We start from the raw sequence: 15,984 nt of genomic DNA on the forward strand, positions 1-15,984 counted from the left end.
GGTGTCACTCGATGACCTCGATCGCCTTGATCTGCCAGACCGAGCGGGAGAAGTACTTTTCGTTATAAAGTTCGGGGTTGAGGTCGAACGGGTAGACCATGAACAGCGGGCCCTTGTCGCGAACCGACATCGGCTTGCCGTTCATCGCAAGTGCGAGAATGGTTTCGTAGTCGGTTGCATCGGAGACGGGCACTTCTGCGGAGTAGTCGTTGAGCGCGGTGACCCGAAGCGTTTTGCCGTGCGCGCCGACTTCCGCAAGAAGCGCACGCAGAAGCGGGCCATCGAAAGCGGTCTCGCCCTCGGTCCACGGAGTTTCCATGGTTCCGGTGCGGCCGGGCAGGTCCTGCAGCATCGGGAGGTCGAAAACGGCAGCGCCATCGCTGTTGGTCTCGGTGATGGCGCCGGTGATGGTGAGGATGACGGGGTCGGTCGGGGCATCGAGTGCCAGGGCTGGCTGGCAGAAAAGCATTGCAAGTGCAGCGGCGCTGGCGAGAACTTTGGCTCGCATGATGACACCTATGGGTTGCCTTCAAGGGCAAATGGATGTGGGGGATGAGACTGGCATGCCGCATTCAAACGGCGCGGACCGAGTGGCCTGATGCCGCCGGCACGATGTGGCCGGTCGATCCAATGCCAACGTACAACAGGCGTATCTAAAACACCTTAAGGTGATGCCTAAAAATGTGGGGATCGCCAGCGTTTGGACAACGCTGACCCCACATGAATTGAAACGAAACGTTGCGGTGCGTGTCGAATTAAAGGATCGAACCACCGACGCTTGCGCCGCCGCAGACATAGAGTGTCTGGCCGGTCACGAAGCTCGATTTCGGATCGCAGAAGAAGAGGAATGCGTTCGTCACATCCTCCACCGTGCCGAGACGGCCAACGGGGATCTTGGTGGCGAGTTCCGCCTCGCGGTCGCTGTCCTTGGGGATGATGCCCCAGAAATTGTCGGTCAGGATCGGGCCCGGCGCAACGACGTTGACCGTAATGCCGTGTTTGGCCAATTCCAGCGCCCAGGTGCGCGCCATGCCGATCATGCCGGCTTTCGAGGCGCTGTAGGCCGTGCGGGTCGGGGCGCCGAGTGCTGCGCGCGAGGCATTGAACATCACGCGGCCGAAGTGCTGTTCCTTCATTGCCGGCAAAAACGACTGAAGCAGGGTCAGCGCCGATCCGAGATGAAGCTGCGCGAGGCCGGTGATGTCCTCCGGTTTCGCATCCTCGATCAGGTTCGGCCAGATAAGCCCGGCATTGTGGACGAGATGTGTGACCCGGTGATCCTTCGCGATCGTCGCAGCCGCCTGTTTCACTGCGTCCGCATCGAGAAGATCGGCTTCCACCGAAAACAGCCGGTCATGCGATTTTTCCGGCGCGCGGCGTGCGACGGACACCACAGTGTAGCCCTGTTCGAGCAGGCGGTCGGCAAGATCGGCGCCGATGCCCTTGTTGCCGCCGGTGATGACGGCCGTGAACTGAGGCTTGCTCATGCATCTTTTCCCGGAACAAGCGCGATGACGCGCAGGGGGCTGCCAGTGCCCTTCTTGATCTTCAGCGGGGTCGCCACGATGACCGCGCCCGTCGGCGGCAAGCGGTCGAGATTGTTGAGGCACTGCAGCCCATAGCGGCCCGCGCCATGCAGGATGAAATGCGCGGGGTAGGGCGGCGTGTAGTGCATGCCTTGGCCGGCGTCCGTGCCGACTGTCTCCGTGCCGAAGCCGCGGATGCCACGCTCCTCGACCAGAAGTCTGATCGCGTCGGGTGTCGGGCCCGGTGAATGGGGGCCGTCGTCGCGCATGTTGAGATAATGGGCACCGCGTCGCTTCGACCAGTCCGTGCGCATCAGCACCCAGCTATCTGCCGGGATCGGCCCATGGGACTTTTCCCAATCGAGGATGATCTCGGGCGTCAGCTCGAAATCTTCGTTCTGACGTGCACCCGCCGAGCAATCGATCACGCAGACCGGACCGACGAAGCGATCGACCGGGATCTCGTCGACATTGCCGTTCGGGATGTCGCGGCCGGAGATCCAATGCGACGGTGCATCGAAATGCGTGCCGGTATGCTCGCACAGGCTGATATTGTGCCACTTCCAGGCCGGACCGCGATGGTCGTAGGCGGAAATTTCCTCCATGCGAAAGCGGGCACATTGGCCGAATTCCGGCGGCAGGATGATGACGGGAAAATCCTGGTCCAGCGTGTGGGTGAGATCCACCACTTCGATGCTGCCCGAAGCGATGGCGCCCGCCATCTGCGCCAGCAGATCGGCGCTCTTGATATCGACCGCGTTCATCGGGCTTCTCCCGCCTCGGCAATCATCTCGCGTTCCAGGAGCTTCGGGCCTTGGCGCCAGCGCTCGATCAGATCCTTGGCGACGTCGCCGACATAGACGTCCTCGAGCCCATCCTTCAGACCTGCCACGACGGATCGCGCAAGGGCGGAGGGCGCGACCTTGGGTGGCGGCAGCGGCTGGTGCCATTCGTCCTCGGTGGGGCCGGTATAGACGTTGAGGACGCGCACGCCACCCGGCGCCATTTCCGCCCGCAGGCATTGAGACAGCGACAGCGCAGCGGCGTTGGACGCCGAGAACACACCATAGGCCGGCATGTTGGCATAGGCGTAGACGGACAGGATGTTGACCCAGGCAGCGGCGCTGTTGACGCCGTCGGCGCCCCTGTTCCGCATGGGGGGTCCAAAGGCCTGGGCGAGCCGCATGAGGCCGAGCACGTTGGTCTCGAATTCGTCGCGGGCGAAGACGGTGTCGCCGCGGTCCATGATGCCGCCGGGGCGGATGAAGCGCGCATTGTTGACGAGGATGTCAGTCTTGCCGCCGATCTCGCCGGCTAGCTCGGTCACGGATTGCGTGTCGGTGACATCGAGCGGAACGATCGCGACATTGGCGATGGCCGCAAGTGCAGCACGATGCGGGTAGGGCCGCCAGCCTTCCGGCTCGCCGACGAAGATGGTCGTGGCGCCCGCATCCGCAAACGCCTTGGCGAGCGCCACCGAGTTTTCGTTGCGCGCATCGGTGATGAGCACACGGCGGAATTTCGGATCGGCGGTCAGTTCGCGCAGTTGAGGATCGTCCGCCATGTTGGCACTCCCATCCACGGGCAGAGCGAAGAAGACGCCCTGGCCCGATTTGTCGAGGCGATTGATGAGCCGCACGGCCGCTTCGCGCGCGACATCACCGTGCACATGCGCCATCACCGATGGCCCTGCATCGAGTTTCACCGAGCCGACGCGCCATGGCGTCCGCTCACGGAAATAGACACTGGTCGACGTTCGAACCGTCGTCTCCGCGATCAGCTGGCCGGTCGGTTCGACGTCGCGCCATTTGAGGTCGACGGAAAGGCACGTCGAGCAGGCATCGCGCGGCGGATACTGCAGCGCGCCGCAGGCTTCGCAGCCCTGCAGCATGAACCGGCCTTCCGCGGCCGCGACCGCCAGCCCGAGCGCGGCACGGCTGCGCATGCCGGATGGCAGCGCCGGAACGCGCGTGCGCTTCTGGGGGTCTTTCTTTGGTGGCGGCGAGAGCGGATCGGTCATGCACCCGCTCCCGAGATGATGGCGGCATTGGAGCAAACACCGCGGTCGTAGTTGATCATGCCGAAACCCGAGACCATCGCGGTCCTTGCCCCGGCCACCTGTGTCGGCCCGGCCGTTCCGGTCACCTGCCGGATCGCTTCAACGAGACCGATGTAGCCGCCGGCCGCACCCGCCTGACCGGCCGAAAGCTGGCCACCGGACGTGTTGTGCGGAAAGTCGCCGTCGATGGTGAGATCCTTGCCGCGCACGAATTCGGGGCCTTCGCCTTTGGCGCAAAAGCCCAGATCCTCGAACTGCATCATCGAGATCACGGGATAGTCGTCATAGGTCTGCAGGAGATCGATATCGTCAGACTTCGCATCAGCCATCGCATAGAGCTCGTCGATGTCCATCGCCCAGCCGCCGCGCATCTGGATGGCGTCCTCCGGGAAAGCATTGTGCCGCTCGATTGTCGAGCGGATATGCGCGTGTGGCAGACCGGCGGCGCGGGCGTCATCTTCGCGCATCACGAGAAACGCCTCCGAACCGGCGACAGGCATCACGCAATCGAACAGGGCGATCGGGTCGGAGATCATCCGCGCCGAAAGATACTGGTCCAGCGTCAGTGGCGCCTTCATCACTGCATGCGGGTTCTTCAGCGCATTGTCGCGCTGCGCCACGCAGATGCGGCCGAAATCTTCGCGCGTCGCGCCAAACTTCTGCATGTAGTGGTCGGTCAGCAAAGCGAAGGACGCGTTGGGGCCGCCGGCGCCGTACGGGTAGGAGGCATCCTGCGCAAAGCGCGAGAAGCTCGAGAGCATGCGGCGGAAACTGTCGACCTGGTTCGTGTCGCCGGCGACACAGGCGACCACGTCGACATCACCCGCCTGCACCGCGCGTGCTGCGCGGCGAAGCGCTGCGATCCCGCTCGCGCCACCCATGGGGATATGGTCGAGCCACCGTGGCGTGAGGCCAAGGTGTTGGGTCAGCCCGACTGCGGTGTCGGGAAACAGGCTGAAGCTCGAGACGGCGAAACCATCGAGTTCGGCAGGCCGGATGCCAGCGGTCTTCAGGCACTCCGCAAGCGCGCGGGCGATCCACCAATGGGCCGTTTCAGTCGAGAAGCGCTGGTAGGGTATCGTGGTTGGAGCGGCGAGCACCACACCATCATAGGCTTGCCGCGCACGCGCCATCAGGCGGCCTGCCGCTTCTTCATGGACCGCGTGTCGACCGTTGCCGAATCCGTCATGAGCTGCGGCACGAGCGTCTTCAACTCGCCGCGCTGGATCTTCTGCGTTGCGGTCAGCGGCAAGGCATCGAGAAAGGCGATGTAGCCGGGCACTTTGTAATAGGCGACACGTTCCAGACACCAGGCGACGATGGCACGTGCCCTTGCATCCGTGCGATCGCCGTCGACGACCAGACAGGCAAAGACCTCGTCCCCGCGGATCTCGTCCGGTGCGGCGGCCACCGCTGCTGCCTTGATATCCGGGTGCTGCATCAGGATCGATTCCACTTCGACGGCGGCGATGTTCTCGCCTGATCGACGGATAACGTTTTTCTTGCGATCGACGAAGAAGATGTCGCCATCTTCGTCACGCCGCACGATGTCGCCCGTGTGGAACCAGCCATCCGCCCAAGCTTCGGCCGTCGCTTCCGGGTTCTTATAGTACTCGGAGAAAAAGCCGTAGCGCGGATCGTCGCCGGCGTGCCGGACCAGGAGTTCGCCCGGTTCGTTGGCTGCAGCGTCGTGACCGTCAGCGTCGACAATGCGCGCTTCCACGCCGCCTCGCGGTTGGCCAAGACAACTCGTTCCGCGCTTGCGTGGCTCGATGTTGGCGGCGATCACGGCGCCCGCGCCGGTCTCGGTCATCGCCCAGGCTTCGACAAGCGGGATGCCGAAGCGATCTTCGAACAAGCCGTGCAGTTTGGGATCGATGCCGGCACCGAAGCCGAAGCGGACATCGTGATCGCGGTCGGCATCAGCCGGTTCGGCCTTCATGAGGATGGAGGGCATGACGCCGAGATAGTGGAGGCAGGTCGCGCGAGACTGACGCACACTCTGCCACCAGCTTTTGGGATGAAAACGATCGAGCGCCGTCAGGCAACCGCCGACACCGATCATCGCCATCAGCGAATAGGCCATCGCGTTCATGTGAAAGATCGGCAGCGGCGTGATCATCCGCTCGCCGTCTTCGCGCAGCGTGCAAACCCCACCGGCTTCGGCGTACCAGCGGCCGGCGGCGAGGAAATAAAGGTTGGAGAGCACGCAGCCTTTCGGCTTGCCGGTCGTGCCGGACGTATAGAGCATGGCCGCTTCAAGCGTAAGCGGATCACCTGTTGGCGCGACGATCCGCCTGGCCAGCTCCGCTGAAAGTTCAGGCGGCGTGGCGTCCGGAGCGATGACCGGAAAGCCGACTCCTGACGCTAAAGATGCCTTTTCAAGATCGGCAATACGCGCGGGAATGGCGACGGCCAGAACCGGCTCTGCGTGTCCAGCCATGTATTCGAGTTCGGACGATTGAAGGTCCGGATTGACCGGCATGACCGACAGACCCAGCGCATTCAACGCGAACCAGTGCAGGAAGAAGGCCGGTCGGTTCTCCATGAGCAGCATGACGCGACCACCTGCCGTGTAGCCCGCAGCGGCATAGGCATCGCGCAGGCGTTCCACTTCACGCAGAGCTTCGGCGTAGGTCCATTCACGCGCATCGATGCCGTAGATGCGTGCCGTCTCTTCGAGCACATTCAGGAACGGGCGGTCGGGCCAGCGTTCTGCGGCAGACCGGAGTGCGGTGAAGACTGTGGCGTGCGGCGCGATCTCGATCATGGCGTTTTCTACAGAAACATCTGGATGTTGCCGAAGGCGGCGTCGGAATTCAGCAGATCGACGCGCTTGCGCTTGATCTTCAGCTTGCCGTCCACCAGCACCAGATCGTGCCGGGCATTGGCGGCCAGAAGCGTCTGGTCGTCCAGCCGCGTCTCGACATAGTGAAACGCCGTGCGGGTGACGAATTCGCCGGCGTCGACGTCGAGCCTGTCGACGAAGGGTCGCTGGATGACATGGTGGCAGCGTGTCTTCGGCTTCTGCGAGAAGGTGCGCTCGCCCTTGAAGCGCTCGACCCGCAGCTTGATCATGAAGAAATCCTCATGCAGCAGCGACGTGACGAGGTTTTCGTCCTGCTGGTTGTATTCGAGCGGCATCCAGTAGATGCCGTCGGGCGTCCAGAGATCCAGCCACTCGTCGAAGCGCCCATCGTCGAGCATTCGGGCTTCTTCATAGATGAAATCGATGAGATCGTCCTTGCTCGGCGCACTCATTGGGCGGCCTCGTCCATCGTCATCGTCATGTATTTGGTCCAGGCGTCGAACTGGTTGCGCATCTGGCGCTCGGTGGTGCCATTCTCGATCGCTTCCTGCTCAAAGCTCTCGCCTGGCTGATAGAGACGCTGGACGTTGACCCATTCGAGACCGTCGGAATGCAGGCCTTCCTGCGCGCGCTCGTACATTTCCAGATCGTCGTGACCGACCATGGATGTGGGCGCGTTGATCAGGCGGTTGTACATGGCCGTGCGCTGGAGGAGCATGTCGGGCGCATCGACAAGTCGGTAGATATAGCTCTCCACCAGCGTCTTGTTCGCCGAGATGGGCTTGAAGAGCCTGAGCTGCTGGATCGGGCCCTTGATCATGATGTTCGGGAAATAGACCGTGTTGTGCCGATTTTCACCCAGGATTTCGCGCGCGCGGTCCTCACCATAGGCTTCGCACATCTGCTCGAAGTAGCCAGGGATCGCCGAATAGTCCGAGTGGATCGAATGGTGCACGCCGGTGTGGCCGTGGCCGTTCGGCCAAGTGCGAATGCCCATGTTCTCGAAGAATTCGTATGACGACATGAAGGGCGCGATCACCTCCATGGCCATCGGCTTCTTCGTGCCTTCGGGCTTTTCCATCTCTTCCCACAGCTTGATCGCCGTGCCGGCAGAGCTTTCGTGGGCGACCATGGGGTGGCAGGTGTCCGTCTGGTTCTCGACCAGCATTTTCCAGTTGCACCGGTGCATGTAGCGCAAAGGCGGGCCTGCCACTTCGAGGCGCCCGGCCGGCGAACGGTCGACCATGTTGTCGATCGAGCTCAAGGAAGAGCCGAAGAAGTCTTCGAAGGACACGCCTTCCGGCGCAAGCCGGGCGAAGACGAAGCCGCGGTAGTTCTTGACGGCGCCGACGGGCGCCATGCCCTTGACGCTTTCGCTCTCTTCGAGCCCGGTGTCCTTGTAGCCCTTGCGCAACGGTATCGCGAGCAGGCAGCCGTTCGTCTTGAACGACCATGCATGGTAGGGGCAGCGGAAGAACTTGCCGGTGTTGCCGGCGCGGTCGATGGCGATCTTGGTGCCCTTGTGCGGGCAGCGATTGTGCAGGACGTAGATCTCGTCGTCCGAATGGCGCACCATGATGACGGGCTGCGTGCCGATCTCGGTCGTGAAGTAATCGCCCTTGTTCGGGGTCTGGCTGTCATGGCCGACGAACACCCAGCAATTGGCAAAGAGGTGCTTCATCTCGAGCTGGAAGACATCCTCGTCGATGTAGATGTCGCGGTGAACTTCCGTCGGACGCACCAGGGCGGCGATGGCGGAGCGGTCATTGGCATGGCGGCTCATGAACTTCCTCCTAGAGATCGAGCACGAGGCGAGGGGTCTTCGATCGCGATACGCAAATCTGCATCACGTCGTTGGCCGCCCGCTCCTCGTCGGTCAGGATGACATCCCTGTGGTCCGGAACACCTTCGAGCACGGTGGTCTGGCAGATGCCGCAATCGCCGCGCTGGCAGTCATAGACGAGATCGACGCCGCCTTCTTCCAGAACCTCGATGATCGTCCGGCCGGGTGCAACGGTGAAAACTTCGCCGGTCGACTTCACTTCCACTTCGAATGGCTGGTCGCCGGCCTGTTCCTCCGGCTGGTCGAACAGTTCGAAGTGCACGCGCTCCTTGTCGAACCCCTTGGCGAGCGCGCGTTCGCGTACGGCTTCGATCATGCCGCGGGGACCGCAGACGTAGAAATGGGCGTCGGCCGGCGCTCGTTCGATGAGACCGACAAGGTCGAGACAGCGTTCGGCCTCGTCGTCGCAATAGACCTTCAGTGCGTCACCGCACGCCGCTTCGATCTCGTCGACGAATGCCATGAGCGGACGTGATCGGCCGGAATAGTGGAATTCGAACGGCCGGCCCGACCGCTGCAGTTCGGCCGCCATCGAAATCATCGGCGTGACACCGATCCCCCCGGCCAGCAGGATGGCTGGACCGTCATGCGTGGCGAGGGCGAAATCGTTCTTTGGAGCCGATGTTTCGATCGTGTCGCCCGGCGACAACGCATGCATGAAGAGCGAGCCACCTTTGCTCGCCGCTTCCTTCAGAATGCCGAGCCGATAGCTGTCCCTACCGTGGGAAGTGTCTGTCTCGGCATCGGAATTGATCAGCGAGTAGTGGCGCTCGCCACCGGTCGGGATCGTGATCTTGATATGAGCGCCGGCTTGGTATCCGGGAAGCTTGCGGCCATCGGCGGATGTCAGCGTGACCGCCCGGATCCTGTCCGTCAGCGCTTCAACAGAAGAAACTTTTAGCCGCAGTTGCGACATGCGCAGTACCTCCGCTTTCGGCTTCGGCCATCTCGTCGGCGGCACTCGCAGCGTCGACTGAAAGAATATGAATTATCATGTTTTCACCTGTCAACCTTCAGGCATAAACTTATGCAATTTCATCTTTTCAAGCTTGAAGGGATCGAAAACCTGTGTCAGCATTTCGGTTGTAAGGCGTCCGATAACAAGGGGAACCACGGTGACCGCCATGCTCAAGAAACTTGCATATGCATCTATTTCGCTGCTTGCGCTCAGCGTCTCCGCGTCTGCGCAAGAGACTGTCCTTCGCATGTCGAACTGGCTTCCGACCTCTCACCCGATCATCAAGGACATGATGATCCCGTGGGCGGAGCAGCTTGAGGAAGCGACGGACGGACGCGTGAGCGTTCAGATTCTCGATGCGCCGCTCGGGCCGCCGCCCGCCCATTTCGATCTGGCCGCCAACGGCGTCGCCGATCTCACTTTCGGTGTCCACTCTTATACGCCGGGCCGCTTCGCGCTGACCGAAATCGCCGAGCTGCCGTTCATCGCCGACACGTCGGAAAGCCTTTCCGTCGCGTTCCAGCGCGTCTACGAAAGCGATCTTGCCGCCGCGGACGAACATCGCGGAACCAAGGTGCTCGGTGTCTTCGCGCATGGCCCGGGCATGCTCTTCACCAAGGGCCAGCCGGTCACTCCGATCTCAGGTCTTTCCGGCCAGAAGGTGCGCGTCGCCGGCAACATCACCAACGTGCTCGCCGAGGGGCTCGGCATGGTGTCGATCCAGGCGCCTTCGCCGCAGTCCTACGAAATCCTGTCCGGCGGCGTCGCCGACGGCATTTTCTTCCCGGTGGAATCGATCCCCTTCTTCAAGCTCGAAAGCTTGGTCGATACCGCGCTTCGCGTTCCGGGCGGGCTCTACAACGTCTCGTTTTTCTTCGTCATGAACCAGGCGAAGTTCGACAGCCTTTCTGCAGAAGACCAGGCGGCGATCGAAGAAATTTCCGGTGAAGCTTTCGCCCGCATGGCCGGTCAGGCCTGGGATGCGGCGGACGCGGCCGGCATGGAAGTGATCGGTGAAACGGTCACGTTCCATGACGCGACCGAGGAAGAGGTCGAGGAGCTGCGAACGGCAGCGCAGCCGATCTTCGATGGCATCAAGGCCAATTACGAGGCCAAGAGCGTCGATTTCGACGCCATCCTCTCCAAGCTCGAAACCGAAGTGCAAGCAGTCGCGAGCGAGTGATGACACCCGCTCCCGAGGCCTTCTTCACAAGGGCTCGGCGGGGATTGCGCATGATTACGGCAGTGCTCTGCGGAGCGCTGCTGATCGCCCTGACATGCGTCACGGTGATCGATGTCGTCGGGCGCTATTTCCTGTCCAGTCCGTTGCCGGGTGCATCCGAATATACGGAGCTCCTGCTGATGGCGATCATCTTCTGCGGGCTGCCGGCCGTCTGTCTCGATGACGGGCACATTTCCGTCGATCTCATCACGTCGAGGCTCAAGGGGTGGGCCGAGATCGCGCAGCTTCTGATCGCGCGGCTTTTCGTGAGCGTCATACTTGCCGTCATCGCATGGCAGCTCTGGAAGCACGGCAGCCAGCTCGCAAGTTACAACGAGGTCACGGTCTATCTGCGCGCGCCGATCGGGCCCTTTTCAAAGGCTGCCGCAATCATCGCCGGCGCCTGTTCCGTCGTCACCTTCGTGATGGCCGTCATGCGGCTGTCCAAAGGCCGAGAGGGAGCCGTGTGATGGATTGGCCGATCGGCGTTGCCCTGCTCCTGGGCCTCATTTTCTGCGGCGTGCCGATCGCTTTCGCCATGGCGGGCGTGGGCCTGGTCGGGGTTGCCTCGATCATCGGCTGGACGCCGACGCTTTCTCTCATTGGCCAGACCTATTTTGATGGCGGCCGCAGTTATACGCTGTCAGTCGTTCCGCTCTTCCTGCTGATGGGCAATCTGGTCGTCCAGTCGGGTGTGGCGGCAGAGCTTTTCAAGGCGGCGAATGCCTGGCTCGGCCACCGGAAGGGCGGACTTGCGATGGCGACGATCGTCGCCTGCGGCGGGTTCTCGTCGGTGTGCGGCTCGTCACTTGCGACGACAGCCACGATGGCGCGCATCGCGCTGCCCGAGATGCGCCGCTTCGGCTATTCCGATCGCCTTGCGTCCTCCTCGATCGCATCCGGGGGCACGCTCGGCATTCTTATTCCCCCGTCGGTCATTCTTGTCATTTACGGAATCCTGACGCAGCAGAACATCGGCATGCTGTTTCTGGCCGGCCTGCTTCCCGGGCTCGTCGGCATCGTTTTCTACATCTTTGCCGTGCGGCTTTCGCTGGTGATGTACAAGGAAGAGCTGGCGGTTCAGCCGAAGCTGCCGTTGATCGAGCGTTTCCGTGCGCTGAAAGGCGTCTTCTGGGCACTGGCTCTGTTCGTGTTCGTGTTGGGTGGCATCTATGTCGGCGCCTTCACGGCGACAGAGGCGGCAGGCATGGGGGCCGGCGGGGCCTTCCTTCTGACCGCCGCCCGTGGCCGGTTGACGCTGCGCGACACGCTCGCCACGCTCTTCGATACCGCCAAGACCACGGCAGTGATGTTCTTCATCCTGTTCGGAGCGCTGTTCTTCCTGAACTACGTGAACTTCTCCGGCCTCACGACGGATCTGCGCGAGTGGATCAACCTTCTCGGTGTCGGGCCCTATCAGGTCATCTTCTCGATCGTCATCATCTACCTGATCCTCGGCTGCCTTTTGGAAAGCCTGTCGATGGTGACGCTGACGGTGCCGATCTTCTTTCCCATCGTGGTGGGCCTGGGGTTCGATCCCATCTGGTTCGGCATTTTCGTGGTGATCGCGACGGAGCTTTCCTACATCACGCCGCCGATCGGGATGAATATTTTCGTCATGCGCTCGGTCGCACCCGAAGTCCCGATCGAGCGTATCTATGCCGGTGTCGTTCCCTTCGTCGCAGTCGACATCGTGCGTCTTGCTCTTTTGATTTTTGTGCCAGGTCTGGCGCTCATCATCCCACAATCGATGTGAGCACCCTATGACTGTAACAAAGCGCGCTTCTGACCTTGTCGCCGTACCCGCAAAGCCCGCCGAACAGGGCTTTGTCCGAACCTACCTCCACTATCTGCTCGCCGCTGCCAGCGATGCCGTCTTGACGGAGTTCCATGCCCTTGTTCGGGCGCGTGGCGTGCGCGTGCCCGAGTGGCGCATCCTGGCCTGCCTCGCCGACGAAGAGGGGCAGATGGTGACACAGCTCGCCGCGCTGGCGCTGATGGAACAGTCGCGGCTGACGAAGATCATCGACCAGATGGCCGAGAAGGACCTGGTGACGCGGCGCAGCGACCAGCGCGATCGTCGACGTGTGAGAGTCTATCTCACGAAGAAGGGCAGGAAGCTCGCCGCTGAACTCATCGCGGAGGCCCGTGCACATGAGGCGGGGATCATCGAGCAGATTTCGCCGGATCAGGCGGAGATCCTGAAGGGCGTGCTGGCGCGCATCATCGATCTGCACGGACCGGAAGCCCGTGCCGGAGATCGGCCGTCTGCCCCGACAATCGACGAGGAGCGGTGAGGCAAATGCGCAGAACCGCAGCGACCTCGCCGAGGACATTCGAAGCGAACAGCTTTGTTCCAGACGTTCAGAAGCAGGGAGTGCGTTTATGAAGATTGCCGTTCTGGGTGGGGGCAACGGGTCCTACGCGGCGGTGGCCGATTTTACCGAAGCGGGCCACGAGGTTGCGTGGTGGCGTCGCCAAGCATCGAGCTGTTCCGATATTGCCGCGGCAGGCGTGATTACCGTCACAGACCACAAGGGCAGCCGGAACGTGCCCGTAGCTCCCACCGACGATCTTGGCGCAGCGCTCGAAGGCGCGGCATTGATCGTGGCGCCGACGCCGGCATTTGCCCAGGCCGACATGGCCGATGCGCTCGCGTCGCACCTGGTCGACGGGCAGGTGATCTATCTGCCACCGGGCACATTCGGGTCCTACATCATGATGAAGCGCATCCGCGATGCGGGCTCAAAGGCCGATATCGCGATTGCCGAAACCGGCACGCTGCCCTGGCTTTGCCGCAAGCAGAACGCGCTTGAGGTTCGCATCACGACGCGCGCCTCGCGCCTGCCGACCGGCGTTCTGCCGGCCCGCAAGACGGACGAGGCGATCGAGGTCATCTCGGCTGCATTCCCCGGAGCGATCGAGCGGGTGGAAGATGCGCTCTCTGGCGCCTTGATGAATGCCGGACCGATCATCCATCCGCCGCTGATCCTGATGAATGCCGGACCGATCGAGCATTTCGACAAGTGGGACATTCATAACGAGGGCACGCAGCCGGCGATCCGCCGCACGCATGCGGCACTCGACAACGAGCGCATCGCGATCCGTGAAAAGCTCGGCTATGGCGCACCGCATTTCCCGCTCGCCGATCACTACGAAACCAGCGACTGGATGTACGGCAACCTTGCCCATGACAAGCTGGTCGGTTCGGGGGACTGGCATGAGACGCTCGATCTCAAGAACCATCGCTACATGACCGAGGATGTTGGTCTTGGACTTGCCTTCCTCGTGTCGGTCGGTGATTGGGCCAGGGTGCCGTGCCCGGTCGCCAAGGGCCTGCTCGCGATCGCCGGTGCAGTTGCGGAACAGGATTTCCGCGCGCATGGCCGAACGATGGAGAGCATCGGACTTGTCGACAAAAGCCCCGCCGAGGTCCAGTCCATGCTGCAGGACGGCCTCTGATGGCCGGGGAGATCATCGCCTGTATCGGCGCCGGCCGCATGGGACGCGGCATCGCGCAGTGCGTCGCCTATGCCGGACACGATATCCGGTTGCTCGATGCCAAGCCGCGCGACGCGTCTGCCTTCAACGCTTTGAAGGCCGAGACACTTGGCGAGATCGAGGCGGGACTTCAGGCGATCGCGTCGCTCGGCGCCTTCGACCCGTCCGCCATCGGCGAAATCATGGCACGTGTTCAGGTGCTTCCGTCCGGCCAGGCGGCCGAGGCGTTGGCGCAGGCTGCAATCGTCTTCGAAGCTGTGCCCGAGACCGAGATAGCGAAACGCGATGCCTTCGCCGTCTTCGATGACCATGCAGGCGAGGGCGCCGTTCTCGCCTCCACGACATCGACGATGCTGTCGACGCATCTGGCGGCATTCACGCGGCATCCGAGCCGCTTCCTCAATGCCCATTGGTTGAACCCTGCTTTTCTGATGCCACTGGTCGAGCTCTCTCCAGCCGACGAAACGGCCGATGAGGCGCTGGCTGCGGTGCGCGGGTTCCTGGAATCCATCGGCAAGGTGCCGATCACCTGCAAGGCGTCGCCCGGCTACATCGTTCCGCGCATCCAGGCGCTGGCGATGAACGAAGCGGCCCGGCTGGTGGAGGAAGGCGTTGCCAGTGCAGAGGATGTCGACAAGGCGGTGACCTACGGTTTCGGCTTGCGCTTCGGCGTGCTCGGCCTGCTCGAGTTCATCGACTGGGGCGGCGGCGACATTCTCTATTACGCCTCGAACTACCTGAGCGATGCCTTCAAGGACGAGCGCTTCGCGCCGCCGGCGATCATCAGCCGCAACATGGAAGAAGGCAGGATCGGACTGAAAACCGGTGCCGGCTTCTTCGATTACGAGGGCATGGACGTGGCTGCCTACCGGCAGAAACGCATGGCCGATTTCCTACGATCCCTCGAAGCTTCAGGGCTTGTTCGCCCTCCGGTTCTCGCGGGCAATTCATGACAGACCGGTAGCAAGCCGGCAGTTGGTTCAAAGATCCACAGAGGGTACTCACCATGAAAACAATGCACATCAAATTTGCCATTATGACCACCGCATCGATGCTTGCGCTCGGCGCTTACGCCGCTCATGCGCAAGAGCAGATCCGGGCGATTTCCGCTTTCCCGCAGGCTTTGGCTTTTTCCCAGAGCTTTCAGGGCTTCGTCGATCTGGTGAACGAGAAGGGCGAAGGCGTCGTCCAGATCACCTATGCCGGCGGTCCGGAAATGTTTCCGCCGAACCAGCAGGTCGACGCTGTTCGCCGCGGCGTGATCGACATGCAATACGGCCCGGCGTCCTACTATCTCGGCACCATGCCGGAAGCCGATGCCTGGGTTGGCTCGACCGTGACGGCTGCGGAAGCGCGCGAGAACGGCGGCTTCGGGATCATGCAGCAGGCTTTCCGTGAAAAGCTCGGCGTCGAGCTTCTGGCACATCTCGATACCGGCGTGGAGTTCCACGTCTATACGATCCAGGAACCGCGGCGGTCCGAGGATGGTGGCGTCGATCTTTCCGGCCTGCGCATTCGTTCCCAGCCGATTTATAACGCCTTCTTCGAGGAGATCGGCGCGATCCCGGTTTCCGTGCCGGTGCCGGATGTCTACACCGGCCTTGAACGCTCCACCTTCGATGGTTCGGGCTGGCCGATCGTCGGCATCAAGGATCTCTCCTGGGATCGCTTCCTGCGCTACCGCATCGATCCCGGCGTCTTCCAGACCGATCTCGCCGTCGTGATCAACCCGGCGAAGTGGGAAGGCCTCTCGGATGAGGCCAAGGCGATCATCGAGGAAGCGGCTGCCGAATACGAACAGACGTCCTATGAGAACTTCCAGCAGGTGATTTCCGAAACGGATGCCACCGTGCGCGAGGAGGGCATGACCGTCGTCGAGCTTGAGGACGAGCAGGCGGCAGAGTTCCGCCGCATGGCGTTCGAAAGCGCCTGGGCGCGCATGCAGGCCGCCGGCAGCGAGCATTACGACGCGCTGCGTTCGGCTTACTATCCTGAGTGATGAGATGACCGGGCGGGGCCAAGCGCCTCGCCCGGCTTTCGTTTCCAATGGAACGGGCGCCAAGACC

Annotated in this window: 16 protein-coding genes; 7 read left to right on the plus strand and 9 right to left on the minus strand. The window is 62.3% G+C overall.

Going from position 1 to position 15,984, the window contains the following annotated elements; all coding sequences use genetic code 11:
• Positions 1–4: 4 nt before the first annotated feature.
• The 9 genes from QQL76_RS04555 to QQL76_RS04595 all read right to left on the minus strand — a co-directional run bounded on the left by QQL76_RS04555 (position 5) and on the right by QQL76_RS04595 (position 9,153).
• Positions 5–508 (minus strand): putative pterin-binding protein, encoded by a 504-nt coding sequence (locus tag QQL76_RS04555; RefSeq protein WP_499206569.1) that lies wholly within the window; start codon positions 506–508, stop codon positions 5–7.
• Between the two features lie 247 nt (positions 509–755).
• Positions 756–1,487 (minus strand): SDR family NAD(P)-dependent oxidoreductase, encoded by a 732-nt coding sequence (locus QQL76_RS04560; RefSeq protein ID WP_499206570.1) that lies wholly within the window; start codon positions 1,485–1,487, stop codon positions 756–758.
• Entirely contained in the window at positions 1,484–2,290 is an 807-nt protein-coding gene (locus QQL76_RS04565) for a cyclase family protein (protein ID WP_499206571.1), read from the minus strand. Before QQL76_RS04565 ends, QQL76_RS04560 begins: the two co-directional genes overlap by 4 nt.
• Positions 2,287–3,546, minus strand: a complete 1,260-nt coding sequence (locus QQL76_RS04570) for an SDR family NAD(P)-dependent oxidoreductase (RefSeq protein ID WP_499206572.1) — start codon at positions 3,544–3,546, stop codon at positions 2,287–2,289. Before QQL76_RS04570 ends, QQL76_RS04565 begins: the two co-directional genes overlap by 4 nt.
• Entirely contained in the window at positions 3,543–4,718 is a 1,176-nt protein-coding gene (locus tag QQL76_RS04575; protein ID WP_499206573.1) for a thiolase family protein, read from the minus strand. The genes QQL76_RS04570 and QQL76_RS04575 overlap by 4 nt, the downstream gene beginning before the upstream one ends.
• On the minus strand, positions 4,718–6,355 hold the full coding sequence (locus tag QQL76_RS04580; protein ID WP_499206574.1) for an acyl-CoA synthetase family protein: 1,638 nt from the start codon (positions 6,353–6,355) through the stop codon (positions 4,718–4,720). The genes QQL76_RS04575 and QQL76_RS04580 overlap by 1 nt, the downstream gene beginning before the upstream one ends.
• Positions 6,356–6,363: 8 nt before the next feature.
• Positions 6,364–6,846: an aromatic-ring-hydroxylating dioxygenase subunit beta gene (locus QQL76_RS04585; protein ID WP_499206575.1), complete on the minus strand. Its 483-nt coding sequence runs from the start codon at positions 6,844–6,846 to the stop codon at positions 6,364–6,366.
• Positions 6,843–8,177, minus strand: coding sequence for an aromatic ring-hydroxylating dioxygenase subunit alpha (locus tag QQL76_RS04590; RefSeq protein WP_499206576.1), 1,335 nt, complete (start codon positions 8,175–8,177; stop codon positions 6,843–6,845). Before QQL76_RS04590 ends, QQL76_RS04585 begins: the two co-directional genes overlap by 4 nt.
• A 10-nt stretch (positions 8,178–8,187) precedes the next feature.
• Positions 8,188–9,153, minus strand: a complete 966-nt coding sequence (locus QQL76_RS04595; RefSeq protein ID WP_499206577.1) for a PDR/VanB family oxidoreductase — start codon at positions 9,151–9,153, stop codon at positions 8,188–8,190.
• Between the two features lie 289 nt (positions 9,154–9,442).
• Between QQL76_RS04595 and QQL76_RS04600 the strand changes: the two genes are divergently transcribed.
• The 7 genes from QQL76_RS04600 (at position 9,443) to dctP (ending at position 15,917) form a co-directional block, all read left to right on the plus strand.
• Complete coding sequence (locus QQL76_RS04600) at positions 9,443–10,378, plus strand: TRAP transporter substrate-binding protein (protein WP_499206578.1); 936 nt, start codon at positions 9,443–9,445, stop codon at positions 10,376–10,378.
• Between the two features lie 50 nt (positions 10,379–10,428).
• A complete protein-coding gene (locus QQL76_RS04605) occupies positions 10,429–10,887 on the plus strand; it encodes a TRAP transporter small permease (RefSeq protein ID WP_404864182.1) in 459 nt (152 codons plus the stop codon).
• Positions 10,887–12,173 carry a TRAP transporter large permease gene (locus QQL76_RS04610; protein WP_126009302.1) on the plus strand — a complete coding sequence of 429 codons (1,287 nt, stop codon included), beginning with the start codon at positions 10,887–10,889 and terminating at the stop codon, positions 12,171–12,173. Before QQL76_RS04605 ends, QQL76_RS04610 begins: the two co-directional genes overlap by 1 nt.
• Before the next feature lie 7 nt (positions 12,174–12,180).
• Positions 12,181–12,714, plus strand: coding sequence for a MarR family winged helix-turn-helix transcriptional regulator (locus QQL76_RS04615; protein ID WP_499206579.1), 534 nt, complete (start codon positions 12,181–12,183; stop codon positions 12,712–12,714).
• 88 nt (positions 12,715–12,802) lie between these two features.
• On the plus strand, positions 12,803–13,879 hold the full coding sequence (locus QQL76_RS04620) for an NAD/NADP-dependent octopine/nopaline dehydrogenase family protein (protein WP_499206580.1): 1,077 nt from the start codon (positions 12,803–12,805) through the stop codon (positions 13,877–13,879).
• Positions 13,879–14,871, plus strand: a complete 993-nt coding sequence (locus tag QQL76_RS04625; protein WP_499206581.1) for a 3-hydroxybutyryl-CoA dehydrogenase — start codon at positions 13,879–13,881, stop codon at positions 14,869–14,871. The genes QQL76_RS04620 and QQL76_RS04625 overlap by 1 nt, the downstream gene beginning before the upstream one ends.
• A 53-nt stretch (positions 14,872–14,924) precedes the next feature.
• Entirely contained in the window at positions 14,925–15,917 is a 993-nt protein-coding gene (gene dctP, locus QQL76_RS04630; RefSeq protein WP_499206582.1) for a TRAP transporter substrate-binding protein DctP, read from the plus strand.
• The last annotated feature ends 67 nt before the right edge of the window (positions 15,918–15,984 follow it).

This window comes from Rhizobium albus (assembly GCA_030160035.1).
Classification (GTDB): domain Bacteria; phylum Pseudomonadota; class Alphaproteobacteria; order Rhizobiales; family Rhizobiaceae; genus Georhizobium; species Georhizobium albus.

Excerpts from the sequence above, each read along its gene's own strand:
- QQL76_RS04560 (WP_499206570.1), bottom strand. The coding sequence starts at position 1,487 with ATGAGCAAGCCTCAGTTCACGGCCGTCATCACCGGCGGCAACAAGGGC.
- QQL76_RS04625 (WP_499206581.1), top strand. The coding sequence starts at position 13,879 with ATGGCCGGGGAGATCATCGCCTGTATCGGCGCCGGCCGCATGGGACGC.
- QQL76_RS04620 (WP_499206580.1), top strand. The coding sequence starts at position 12,803 with ATGAAGATTGCCGTTCTGGGTGGGGGCAACGGGTCCTACGCGGCGGTG.
- QQL76_RS04555 (WP_499206569.1), bottom strand. The coding sequence starts at position 508 with ATGCGAGCCAAAGTTCTCGCCAGCGCCGCTGCACTTGCAATGCTTTTC.
- QQL76_RS04575 (WP_499206573.1), bottom strand. The coding sequence starts at position 4,718 with ATGGCGCGTGCGCGGCAAGCCTATGATGGTGTGGTGCTCGCCGCTCCA.
- QQL76_RS04615 (WP_499206579.1), top strand. The coding sequence starts at position 12,181 with ATGACTGTAACAAAGCGCGCTTCTGACCTTGTCGCCGTACCCGCAAAG.
- QQL76_RS04605 (WP_404864182.1), top strand. The coding sequence starts at position 10,429 with ATGATTACGGCAGTGCTCTGCGGAGCGCTGCTGATCGCCCTGACATGC.
- QQL76_RS04610 (WP_126009302.1), top strand. The coding sequence starts at position 10,887 with ATGGATTGGCCGATCGGCGTTGCCCTGCTCCTGGGCCTCATTTTCTGC.
- QQL76_RS04600 (WP_499206578.1), top strand. The coding sequence starts at position 9,443 with ATGTCGAACTGGCTTCCGACCTCTCACCCGATCATCAAGGACATGATG.
- QQL76_RS04585 (WP_499206575.1), bottom strand. The coding sequence starts at position 6,846 with ATGAGTGCGCCGAGCAAGGACGATCTCATCGATTTCATCTATGAAGAA.
- dctP (WP_499206582.1), top strand. The coding sequence starts at position 14,925 with ATGAAAACAATGCACATCAAATTTGCCATTATGACCACCGCATCGATG.
- QQL76_RS04590 (WP_499206576.1), bottom strand. The coding sequence starts at position 8,177 with ATGAGCCGCCATGCCAATGACCGCTCCGCCATCGCCGCCCTGGTGCGT.
- QQL76_RS04595 (WP_499206577.1), bottom strand. The coding sequence starts at position 9,153 with ATGTCGCAACTGCGGCTAAAAGTTTCTTCTGTTGAAGCGCTGACGGAC.
- QQL76_RS04570 (WP_499206572.1), bottom strand. The coding sequence starts at position 3,546 with ATGACCGATCCGCTCTCGCCGCCACCAAAGAAAGACCCCCAGAAGCGC.
- QQL76_RS04565 (WP_499206571.1), bottom strand. The coding sequence starts at position 2,290 with ATGAACGCGGTCGATATCAAGAGCGCCGATCTGCTGGCGCAGATGGCG.
- QQL76_RS04580 (WP_499206574.1), bottom strand. The coding sequence starts at position 6,355 with ATGATCGAGATCGCGCCGCACGCCACAGTCTTCACCGCACTCCGGTCT.